The sequence below is a fragment of the Staphylococcus caprae genome (assembly GCF_002902725.1).
Taxonomy (GTDB): Bacteria; Bacillota; Bacilli; order Staphylococcales; family Staphylococcaceae; genus Staphylococcus; species Staphylococcus caprae.
In genome coordinates, this window is record NZ_PPRT01000064.1 from 1 (window position 1) to 10,145 (window position 10,145).

A 10,145-nucleotide genomic window follows, 5' to 3' on the forward strand; every position below is an offset into this window, starting at 1 on the left:
GTATGTGACTAGCTAGTAATTTTATAGAAAATTTTAGGAAAGAAGAGTCAAAATATGTTAGTACAAACATTTAATCCATTTGATAATTTAATATTATCAAGTTTAATCGCAGCGATACCTATTGTTCTATTCTTACTATGTCTTACTGTTTTTAAAATGAAAGGAATTTATGCCGCGATAACGACACTTGTCGTGACATTAATAATAGCCGTTCCATTTTTCAAATTGCCAGTTGGTATTGCATCTGGGGCAGTTGTAGAAGGTTTCTTCCAAGGTATTATACCGATTGGTTATATCGTTATGATGGCCGTTCTACTTTATAAAATCACATTAGAATCAGGACAGTTTTCTACGATTCAAGATAGTATTACAAGTATTTCTCAAGACCAACGTATTCAATTATTGCTGATTGGTTTCTCATTTAATGCATTTTTAGAAGGAGCAGCAGGATTTGGGGTACCTATTGCCATTTGTGCATTATTATTATCTCAACTTGGATTTAGACCATTACAAGCAGCGATGTTATGTTTAGTTGCGAACGCTGCTTCAGGTGCGTTTGGTGCCATTGGTATTCCAGTTGGTGTTGTAGACACATTACATTTACCTGGAAATGTTTCAGCGATGGGTGTATCTCAGACATCTACGTTAACTTTAGCCTTTATTAACTTCTTTATTCCATTCTTACTAATATTTATTATTGATGGTTTTAAAGGTATTAAAGAAACATTACCTTCTATCTTAGTGGTTTCAATTACGTATACCGCATTGCAAGCACTCTTAACTGTATTCAATGGTCCTGAGTTAGCTGATATTATACCGCCACTTGCATCTATGCTAGCTCTAGCATTATTTTCTAAGAAATTCCAACCGAAAAATATCTTCAGAATTCAAAAAGATGTCGAACCAGAACCCGTTCAACATCATAAAGGTAAAGATATATTATACGCATGGAGTCCATTCATCATATTAACAGTCATTGTAATGATTTGGAGTTCTCCATCATTTAAAGGATTATTCTTACCAAAAGGGAAGTTATCAAGTTTAGTATTTAACTTTAACTTGCCAGGTACCTTTAGTGAAATTGCACATAAACCTATCGTGTTATCACTTAATATTATTGGACAGACAGGTACAGCCATCTTACTTACAATTATCATTACGATATTAATGTCTAAGAAAGTAAACTTTGGAGATGCCGGACGTTTATTTGGCGTAACATTTAAAGAATTATGGTTACCAGTCTTAACGATCTGTTTCATTCTAGCTATTTCTAAGATTACGACATACGGTGGCTTAAGTAGTGCAATGGGACAAGGTATTGCTAAAGCGGGTAGTGTCTTCCCAATCTTATCTCCAATACTTGGATGGATAGGGGTATTTATGACAGGATCTGTAGTAAATAACAACTCTCTATTTGCGCCTATCCAAGCGTCGGTTGCACAACAAATTGGAACGAGTGGTTCTTTACTTGTTGCTTCTAATACAGTAGGTGGGGTAGCAGCTAAACTGATTTCACCTCAATCTATTGCGATTGCCACAGCTGCCGTTAAAGAAGTTGGTAAGGAATCCGAATTATTAAAAATGACTTTACGTTATAGCATTGGATTATTAATATTCGTCTGTCTCTGGACATTTGTATTATCACTTTTATTATAAAAAATGAAATACACTTATCAATGAGGTTGCACCAAGAAAATTAATTTTACTAGAACGATATTGCTATCTCACTTTCGAAATATCAATTCTAAAATAAGAGCTCTAAGAGGATTTCTAATCAAAGAACTCCTCTTAGAGCTTATTTAATGTCAAGATATCGTTTGCCAGTTATGAACTAAGGGAATTGCTCGAAGCGGTTTACTTTATTATTTAAACATCGACATAAAGTCTTCATATACTTTATCAGGTTGATATAATTCTAAAGTTTCTCTGCCACCTTGAACGATGTGTTCAAGCTCATGGTAGTTATGAGTGGTTAAATCGATTTGTTTCGCAAGTTGTGAGACGTTTTCATACTCAACAAGGTAACCATTCTTTCCATTTTTAATAATAGCATCTGGTCCAACATTCCCTTTAAAGCTGATAACGATATTATCTTGGACCATTGCTTCTAATATAACCATTCCAAAGCCTTCGTTGCGAGAAGGAACAACGACAATTTTACTTTGAGCTAATTTACTATTTAACTCTTTTGTAGATTCATTGAGTTGTATAATATCTCCCAAATCATACTGATTGATAAATTCTTGAAGTTGTAATTTTTCTTTACCGTCTCCATAAATATGAACCTCGTAATTTAAACTTCTCAAATAATCTTGAATGAGTCTGACGCTTTCTAGCAGTAAGTCAAATCCTTTTTCGTATTCAAGACGTCCAGCAGCTACAATGATATTTTTCTTTGGTGCTGCAATCTTTTTCTCAGTAATCATATTTGGAACAACGTAGACAGGCGTCTTGATTTGAGATTGATATCTTTTGCGATCTGCTTCAGTTAACGTTGTAACCTTATTTAGGTTACGATACGCTGCTATGATTTCTCTTTGATATTGTTCAGGGTGGGCTTCGAAATTCATATGTTCCATTCCAATGGTTGAGACTTCAGTTTTAGCATATTTAGAAATAAGTATGTTGAAGCTTGCGCGTGTTCCTACTAACACATCGGTTGAAACGTTTTTGATAGCTTTAATTATTTTCTTTTCTACATAACTTGAAAATTGATTGAGTCCCGGTTCGTGTTGAGAAATATGTTTCGTCTTTAAGAATGGCGTGTATGCTTTAACGCGGTTCGCAACAATCGCCTTTAAATTTTTAGGTTTGAGACGATAGTCAACAAGTACTTTAATTTTAATATCTTTATGCAGTTGGAAATAGGGCGTTTCAGCACCTCTAAATACTGAAATGATAGTAACAGGATGTCCTTTTTGTGCCAATGTATTCGCAAGTTGTGTTACAGACTTTACCGTTCCACCCATTGCATAAATGTTATGCATGAACAACGTGAACGACTTCATGAATTTAAACACCTCATTGTTTCTTTGTTATTATAAATAATTATAACATTAGACTTGCTTTCTAAGGTAATATGTTAAAATGGTCAAGTGGTTAAAATTTAAGACTACAAGTTTAATTATTTATGTATATCTGACTTTTTATCCTTTTGTGAAATACAATTTATGTATATAATTAAAGTAGTCTAATCAATGGTTATGATGAGAAGGTATATAGACTTCTTAAATAACTCTTGGGATATATTTTTTTATAGATTTAGAAAGCGCTTTAATTTTAATAAGAAAATCTATGTTAAAACAAATCCATTAGAGTCAATCGTTCCATTTATTCATTGAAAAGGGGGACTGTATTTGTTATGAGTACACAACATAGCAAAACAGATGTCATCTTAATTGGTGGCGGTATTATGAGTGCAACGTTAGGAACATTACTTAAAGAATTATCACCTGAGAGAGAAATTAAATTATTTGAGAGATTAGAACAACCAGGAGAGGAAAGTTCAAATGTTTGGAATAATGCAGGAACAGGGCATTCAGCATTATGTGAATTGAACTATACTAAAGAAGGTAAAGATGGCTCAGTTGATATTACAAAAGCGATTCAAATTAATGAACAATTCCAAGTGTCTAAACAGTTTTGGGCGCATTTAGTACGTACTGGCCAATTAGAAAGTCCAGGAAACTTCATACAATCTGTGCCTCATATGAGTTTTGTCAAAGGTGAAAATAATGTACGTTTCTTAAGAAGCCGTGTAGATAGTCTACAAAAGAACGTTCTTTTTGAAAAAATGGAAATCTCTGAAGATCCTGAAAAGATTAAAGAATGGGTACCGCTTATGATGGAAGGACGTCAATCTGAGGAACCGATCGCTATTACTTACGATGAAACAGGAACGGATGTGAACTTCGGCGCTTTAACGAAGAAATTAATCAGTAATTTACAAGATAAAAACGTTGAAGTTAATTATAAACACGAAGTTCAAGATATTAAGAAACAAGATAATGGCAATTGGCATGTTGTCGTAAAAGATTTAAAATCTGGCCAAGTCATACACTATGAGACTGAATTTGTATTTATTGGTGCAGGTGGCGCAAGTTTACCATTATTACAAAAAACAGGTATTAAAGAATCTAAACACATTGGTGGTTTCCCGGTAAGTGGTTTATTCTTAAGATGTAAGAACCCTGATGTGATTCAACGACATTATGCGAAAGTATATGGTAAAGCTGAAGTAGGTGCACCGCCTATGTCAGTACCTCACTTAGATACACGCTTTGTGAATGGTGAGCGTTCATTATTATTTGGACCATTCGCAGGCTTTTCACCTAAATTCTTAAAAACAGGTTCATACCTAGATTTAATTAAATCTGTAAAACCGAATAACATTGTAACGATGTTAAGTGCAGGTGTGAAAGAATTTAACCTAACTAAATATCTTGTATCACAATTGATGTTATCTAACGAAGAGCGTGTCGATGATTTACGAGTATTCCTTCCTGAAGCGAAAGATGAAGATTGGGAAGTTATCACGGCCGGTCAACGTGTTCAAGTTATTAAAGACACTGATAAATCGAAAGGTAATTTACAATTTGGTACAGAAGTGATTACTTCTGAAGACGGTACGCTAGCAGCATTATTAGGTGCTTCTCCAGGCGCTTCGACTTCAGTAGATATCATGTTTGATGTATTACAACGTTGTTATAAATCTGAATTTAGTGGGTGGGAATCTAAAATTAAAGAAATGGTACCATCATTTGGTTTGAAACTTTCTGAACATGAAGATGTGTACCGTGCAGTTAATAAAGAAATTAAAAAATATTTAAATGTGAAATAAATTTTAAACGAAGAGGGATTGAGAGAAGCTCGGTATCAGTGTACTTTCAATTCAAACACTTTCCGCTAATAGGTGAATAGAGTGTAGGCATATAAAATTAAATGTTAATACGTAGTATTTGATATAAAAGTAGCAGTAAGAAGATTCCAATTGAAATCCTCTTACTGCTATTATTTTTGGGAATTATGTCTCAGCTTCCTTTTTATTTACATATTCAATTGAATGGAGAATATTGTAGAATCGTTTGAATGTAAGGAGATATGTCCTCCATGTAATTCAATAATTGATTGAGTGATAGCTAAACCTAAACCGTTACTCGTGTTATCAGTACTTGTTTTATAAAATCTCTCGAAAATGTGAGCCTTATCTTGATTTGAAATGGTACCTTCATTTTCAATTGTAAAAATGATATTGGATGCTTCTTTAAATAAACGCATTTGAATCATACCTTGTTGCGGAGAATATTTAATCGCATTGATAATTAAATTGCTGAACGCTTGATGTATCAAACGATCATTTCCTAGGAAATACACATCTTCCAACTCAGTCATGATAACTAAATCTTTATTTTCTGAACGATAGTGTTCATGTCTTACGATGTCTTTAATTAATGCATTTAAGTGTATATGATCGTTAAATGTTAGATGAGCAGCATTGTCTAATTCTGATAGTAACAGTAATTCTTTTGTTAACTCGCTCACTTGTGATGTGATACTAAATAATTCATTAATATAAGATGTGCGTTCCTCTTTATTTTTGGAAAACTGTAACTGAGTAAGTAATCTTTGCATATGTGTTAATGGTGTTTTGATTTCATGAGAGACATTTTGTACAAAGTGCTGTCGCATTTGGTCAACTTGTCCTAGACTTTGTCTCATATGATCAAATCTCAATTGTAAAGTTCCAATTTCATCTTGTCTCGTTTGTTTGATTGGCGTTTGGAAATCACCATGCATGAGTCTGTTGGTCGCATTTTTCAAAGCAGAAACAGGCTTAATAATAGAATACGTAGACGCAATAACTAATGAAATTGAAATGACCAGTAATAATGAAAGTAAAACTGCTAAAAATATTCTAAATTCGCTAAATGTTTCTCCGATATCAGGGCGCATAAATACGGCTAATGGTCCGTGCTGAGTATGAAAACGCACGCCCACTGTATTGTCTGTTTCGTTATCGAAGAATCCAGTTACGAATAGTTCGAAAGGTTTATTCTTAATACCATGATAATCTTTGCCGTTCAAGACGGATTGTATAGCGTGATTTGATAATGAATCCTTTCGAAAAGCTTCCCCGTAAAAGTGCTTCGATTGATGCGCGTCTACGGTAAGAATTTGGTAATTCATATCACCTAAATGTTTAAAATAGGACGTCAATTGCTTACTATTTTGCGTTGTTTCATACTCTCGCGCTTGCTTTAAGGTGTGCATAATTTTAGCATCGTTAGAGGACTTCAAATTAAAGTGATAATAAACATTCGTAAGTAAAAAGCTAACTAAAGCGCTAAAAAGTATAACAGTAATCGTATATATAGCTATTCTGGAATAGAGTGTTTTAAACATTTTGACTCACCATATATCCTTGTCCGCGCACAGTATGGATAGATACTGAAGCCTCTAATTGCATTAATCTTTTGCGCAGCCTTTTAATATGTACATCGACAGTTCGATCATCACCTTCATAATCAAAGCCCCAAATTTTCTCAATAATGTCATCTCGAGTAAATATATGTTTAGGATTTGATACTAATAAGAATATCAATTGAAATTCCTTATTAGGCAGATTCACTGTTTTTGAATCAACGCTAAGTTCCATGTAAGACTGGTTGAGTGTCAAATTGCCAAGTTTCAGTTCGCTTTCAGCATAGATTTGGTATCTTCGTAATACTGCTTTGATTCTGAATAACAATTCTTTAACTTCAAACGGTTTAGTCACATAATCGTCAGTACCACTTAAGAAAGCACGTTCTTTATCACTTAGCGCATCTCTTGCTGTTAACATGATAACAGGTAATCCATAATCTTCTTTCAGTTTTTGACATAATTCGAAACCATCCATGCCCTTCATCATAATATCGACAATCGCGATATCTACATTCTCTTTTTCTAGAAAATGAAGTGCCGTCTCACCACTCAAAAAAGTATGAGTGCGAATATGCTCATTGATGAGGTGGGTTGCTACATAATCCAAGATTTTACGATCGTCATCAACGATTAAACAATTAACCATAGTATGTCCGCTCCTAAGTTTTTCTATCATTATACTATTTCAAATTTAACTTTAACACATTGACCTTAGTTCATATTCAGTTCACATTCACTGCTTAAAATCTTTAACTATAAAGATAAAGGAGTGACGATACATGAATTTGGCATGGAAGGAAATAAAATTTTATAAATTCAGATTTATACTAATCATGCTGATTGTGTTTTTAATGGCAATCATGGTTCTATTCATTAGTGGTTTAGCTCAAGGATTAGCTAGAGAAAATATTTCTATATTTGAACAGTTTAAAGGGAATCAATTTATCATTCAGAAAATGAAAGAACCACAAATTGAAAAGTCTGCATTGTCAGAAGACCAACAACGACAAATCGATGAGGTAGTTAAAGCAAAACCAGTCAATATGATACAGAAGACATTAAATATTAATGGTAATGAAGAAAATGTGGTTGCATTAAATCGTACTAAAGACAGTGACTGGAAATTAACTTCAGGTAGATATCCACAACATAAAAATGAAATTGTAGTCAATAAGAAGCTGCTTGTCGAAGGTCTTAAAGAAGGAAGTACAGTTAAATTTAAAAATAGTAATCAGAGTTACAAAATCGTAGGCATTTTAAATGATGCAATGTATGCACATAGTAATGTTGTAATATTGAACCAATCTGTTTTTCAAAATGAAAGTAAAGCTGTAGCATCATTTTATTCAACAAATCAACTCAGCAAAGTACAGAAAAAACAAATTCAATCCATTCAAGGCACTCAAATCGTCAACACCCAAGATTTAACAGACCATATTGCGAGTTATAAGGCTGAACAAAGTCCATTAAAAATGATGATTTATAGTTTATATGTGATTACTGCAATCGTGTTAAGTGCATTCTTCTATGTCATGACCATTCAAAAAACATCTGAAATTGGAGTGCTCAAAGCTATAGGTATCTCAACACCACATTTGTTAATCTCACTGATTTTACAAATTTCTTTAATTACGTTTATTGGCGTAGCCTTATCAGAGATTTTAATCATGATGATAAATCAAATTATGCCGGTGACTATGCCATTTCATCTAAGTATAGGTAACCTGCTTTCAGTGGTAGTGATATTTCTAATCGTAGGTTTAATCGGTGCATCACTGTCATTTATTAAATTATTAAAGATTGATCCAATTGAAGCTATTGGGGGTAATGAATAATGACTTTAATCGTAGACAATATCGTTAAAACTTTTGGAGAAAATGATTCAGCAACTCAAGTACTTAAAGGCATTAACTTTGAAATTAAAAAAGGGGAGTTTGTCATCCTTAATGGCGCTTCCGGCTCAGGTAAAACGACATTATTAACAATATTAGGTGGCTTACTGTCTCAAACCTCTGGAGATGTATTATATGATGAGAAACAGTTATTCATTAACGGTAAGGACAATTCGCAATTTAGACTGAATGATATAGGGTTTATATTTCAATCTTCACACTTGATTCCTTATCTGACAGTAGAAGAACAGTTACTTATTGTAGGTAAAGAAGCGGGAATGCCTAAGAAAAGTGCTAAGTCTAGAGCAACACAATTACTTAATAATATAGGATTGGCGCATCGACTTCACAGTTATCCGCATATGTTATCTGGTGGGGAAAAGCAGCGTGTGGCAATTACTCGCGCATTTATGAATCAACCTAAAATCATTCTAGCAGATGAACCTACAGCAAGTTTAGATGCCAAACGAGCTAAAGAAGTAGTATCAATGATAAGTCAACAAATTAAAGCACACAATAAGATTGGAATTATGATTACTCATGATACAAGTTTATTCGAATACGCAGATCGCGTCATAGAATTATATGATGGACAAATTATAAAACAATAAAAATGAAGCAAGAGAACAGTTGATGTCGCAAACCATACATCACTAGGTTCTCTTGCTTTTTAATTTAGAATCAAACTGAGAATGCTAATCCAAAAAGTGATTGCAAAATAAATGGTTAGTAATAAGCGATATTGATACATAACACCTAAGAAATCTTTGATTAATGCTCTACTGAAAAAGTGGTACGGTGTATGACTGCCAATACCATCAAATTTTAAACCTAACTTTTCAGCGAGTCGTAACGATCTTAAAATATGAAATTGACTTGTTACACAAAGAAGTTGCGACTGACGTTTGAAATGCGTTTCAATAATTGGTTTAGAATATAAGAAGTTTGTATACGTATTCGTGGATTGATTCTCCATTAAGATTATATCTTCAGGTATACCTTTTGCTATTAAATAACGTTTCATTGCTAAAGCTTCAGTAATCGGTTCATCAAGACCTTGCCCGCCACTTACTAAGAAATAAACAGGCTTTGCTTGTGAATGATAAACATTTATTGCGCGGTTTAACCGTTCAGCTAACATAGGTGTAACTTGCTCTGTGAAGATACCAGCGCCAAGCACCATAATCAAATCTACATTTTTATGAAATGAATGACTCCCAAAGGCAGATGACCAAGATACATAACATATAAATGCAAAAAATGTGCTAAAAGCAATTGCACTCAGCCATAACGCTAGTCCATTGAGAACTGGGATTGAAATTGTACTGATATAGAAACAAGCTATTAAAAATAAAGCAAGTTGATAGCCGTTAATACACATATTCTTTAGAAAATGACGACCACGACTAAAGTTAAATAAATGACGATGTTTCATTATAATGAGTATAGAAGCAATAGTCATTATAATGGATAAATCATAGGGCAGTGTTAAAGTGATTAAATGATACGTCACGATGATGAAACCTAAAATAACTGTTGAAATAAAGCTCAATAAATTAAGTGTTAAAGGTTGGTCAAAGTACAAAGATACAATGAGAATAAATGCGATGATGGTTAAAATGATTGAAATCATGATTGATGTTCCTCTTTTTATATTGTACTTATAAATGTAGACTAACCAATCATAATTAGCAATCTTAAAGATAAAGTATTGCTCAGAGAATTTGAGGTTTCAATTATCCAGTATTCTTGCTATTATTTAAAAGTATGAAAAATAATTTTTTTATAGAAATAGATAAAATAATATAGGAGATTCTACATGGTTAGAAG

At 33.3% G+C, this 10,145-nt stretch carries 8 protein-coding genes; 4 read left to right on the forward strand and 4 right to left on the reverse strand.

What is annotated here, in order from left to right:
- The first annotated feature begins 54 nt into the window (after nucleotides 1–54).
- Nucleotides 55–1,656: an L-lactate permease gene (locus CD155_RS10720; protein WP_070830263.1), complete on the forward strand. Its 1,602-nt coding sequence runs from the start codon at nucleotides 55–57 to the stop codon at nucleotides 1,654–1,656.
- 206 nt (nucleotides 1,657–1,862) lie between these two features.
- Here the strand turns inward: CD155_RS10720 and CD155_RS10725 are convergent, their stop codons facing one another.
- Entirely contained in the window at nucleotides 1,863–3,008 is a 1,146-nt protein-coding gene (locus CD155_RS10725; RefSeq protein WP_172605810.1) for a glycosyltransferase family 4 protein, read from the reverse strand.
- 353 nt (nucleotides 3,009–3,361) lie between these two features.
- On the opposite strand from CD155_RS10725, the gene CD155_RS10730 reads away from it, so the two are divergent.
- Complete coding sequence (locus CD155_RS10730; RefSeq protein WP_070830265.1) at nucleotides 3,362–4,840, forward strand: malate:quinone oxidoreductase; 1,479 nt, start codon at nucleotides 3,362–3,364, stop codon at nucleotides 4,838–4,840.
- A 206-nt stretch (nucleotides 4,841–5,046) separates the two neighbouring features.
- Here CD155_RS10730 and CD155_RS10735 read toward each other — a convergent pair whose 3' ends face one another.
- Entirely contained in the window at nucleotides 5,047–6,402 is a 1,356-nt protein-coding gene (locus tag CD155_RS10735) for a HAMP domain-containing sensor histidine kinase (protein WP_103213317.1), read from the reverse strand.
- Nucleotides 6,395–7,069 carry a response regulator transcription factor gene (locus CD155_RS10740; protein WP_103213318.1) on the reverse strand — a complete coding sequence of 225 codons (675 nt, stop codon included), beginning with the start codon at nucleotides 7,067–7,069 and terminating at the stop codon, nucleotides 6,395–6,397. The genes CD155_RS10735 and CD155_RS10740 overlap by 8 nt, the downstream gene beginning before the upstream one ends.
- A 133-nt stretch (nucleotides 7,070–7,202) precedes the next feature.
- On the opposite strand from CD155_RS10740, the gene CD155_RS10745 reads away from it, so the two are divergent.
- Both CD155_RS10745 and CD155_RS10750 read left to right on the forward strand, forming a co-directional pair.
- On the forward strand, nucleotides 7,203–8,258 hold the full coding sequence (locus CD155_RS10745; RefSeq protein WP_103213319.1) for an ABC transporter permease: 1,056 nt from the start codon (nucleotides 7,203–7,205) through the stop codon (nucleotides 8,256–8,258).
- Nucleotides 8,258–8,926 (forward strand): ABC transporter ATP-binding protein, encoded by a 669-nt coding sequence (locus CD155_RS10750; RefSeq protein WP_070830269.1) that lies wholly within the window; start codon nucleotides 8,258–8,260, stop codon nucleotides 8,924–8,926. The genes CD155_RS10745 and CD155_RS10750 overlap by 1 nt, the downstream gene beginning before the upstream one ends.
- A 59-nt stretch (nucleotides 8,927–8,985) precedes the next feature.
- Here CD155_RS10750 and CD155_RS10755 read toward each other — a convergent pair whose 3' ends face one another.
- Nucleotides 8,986–9,948: a YdcF family protein gene (locus CD155_RS10755; protein WP_172605811.1), complete on the reverse strand. Its 963-nt coding sequence runs from the start codon at nucleotides 9,946–9,948 to the stop codon at nucleotides 8,986–8,988.
- Nucleotides 9,949–10,145 lie beyond the last annotated feature (197 nt).

Coding starts and splice junctions, on each gene's coding strand:
- CD155_RS10720 (WP_070830263.1), top strand. CDS start 55: ATGTTAGTACAAACATTTAATCCATTTGATAATTTAATATTATCAAGT.
- CD155_RS10725 (WP_172605810.1), bottom strand. CDS start 3,008: ATGAAGTCGTTCACGTTGTTCATGCATAACATTTATGCAATGGGTGGA.
- CD155_RS10730 (WP_070830265.1), top strand. CDS start 3,362: ATGAGTACACAACATAGCAAAACAGATGTCATCTTAATTGGTGGCGGT.
- CD155_RS10735 (WP_103213317.1), bottom strand. CDS start 6,402: ATGTTTAAAACACTCTATTCCAGAATAGCTATATATACGATTACTGTT.
- CD155_RS10740 (WP_103213318.1), bottom strand. CDS start 7,069: ATGGTTAATTGTTTAATCGTTGATGACGATCGTAAAATCTTGGATTAT.
- CD155_RS10745 (WP_103213319.1), top strand. CDS start 7,203: ATGAATTTGGCATGGAAGGAAATAAAATTTTATAAATTCAGATTTATA.
- CD155_RS10750 (WP_070830269.1), top strand. CDS start 8,258: ATGACTTTAATCGTAGACAATATCGTTAAAACTTTTGGAGAAAATGAT.
- CD155_RS10755 (WP_172605811.1), bottom strand. CDS start 9,948: ATGATTTCAATCATTTTAACCATCATCGCATTTATTCTCATTGTATCT.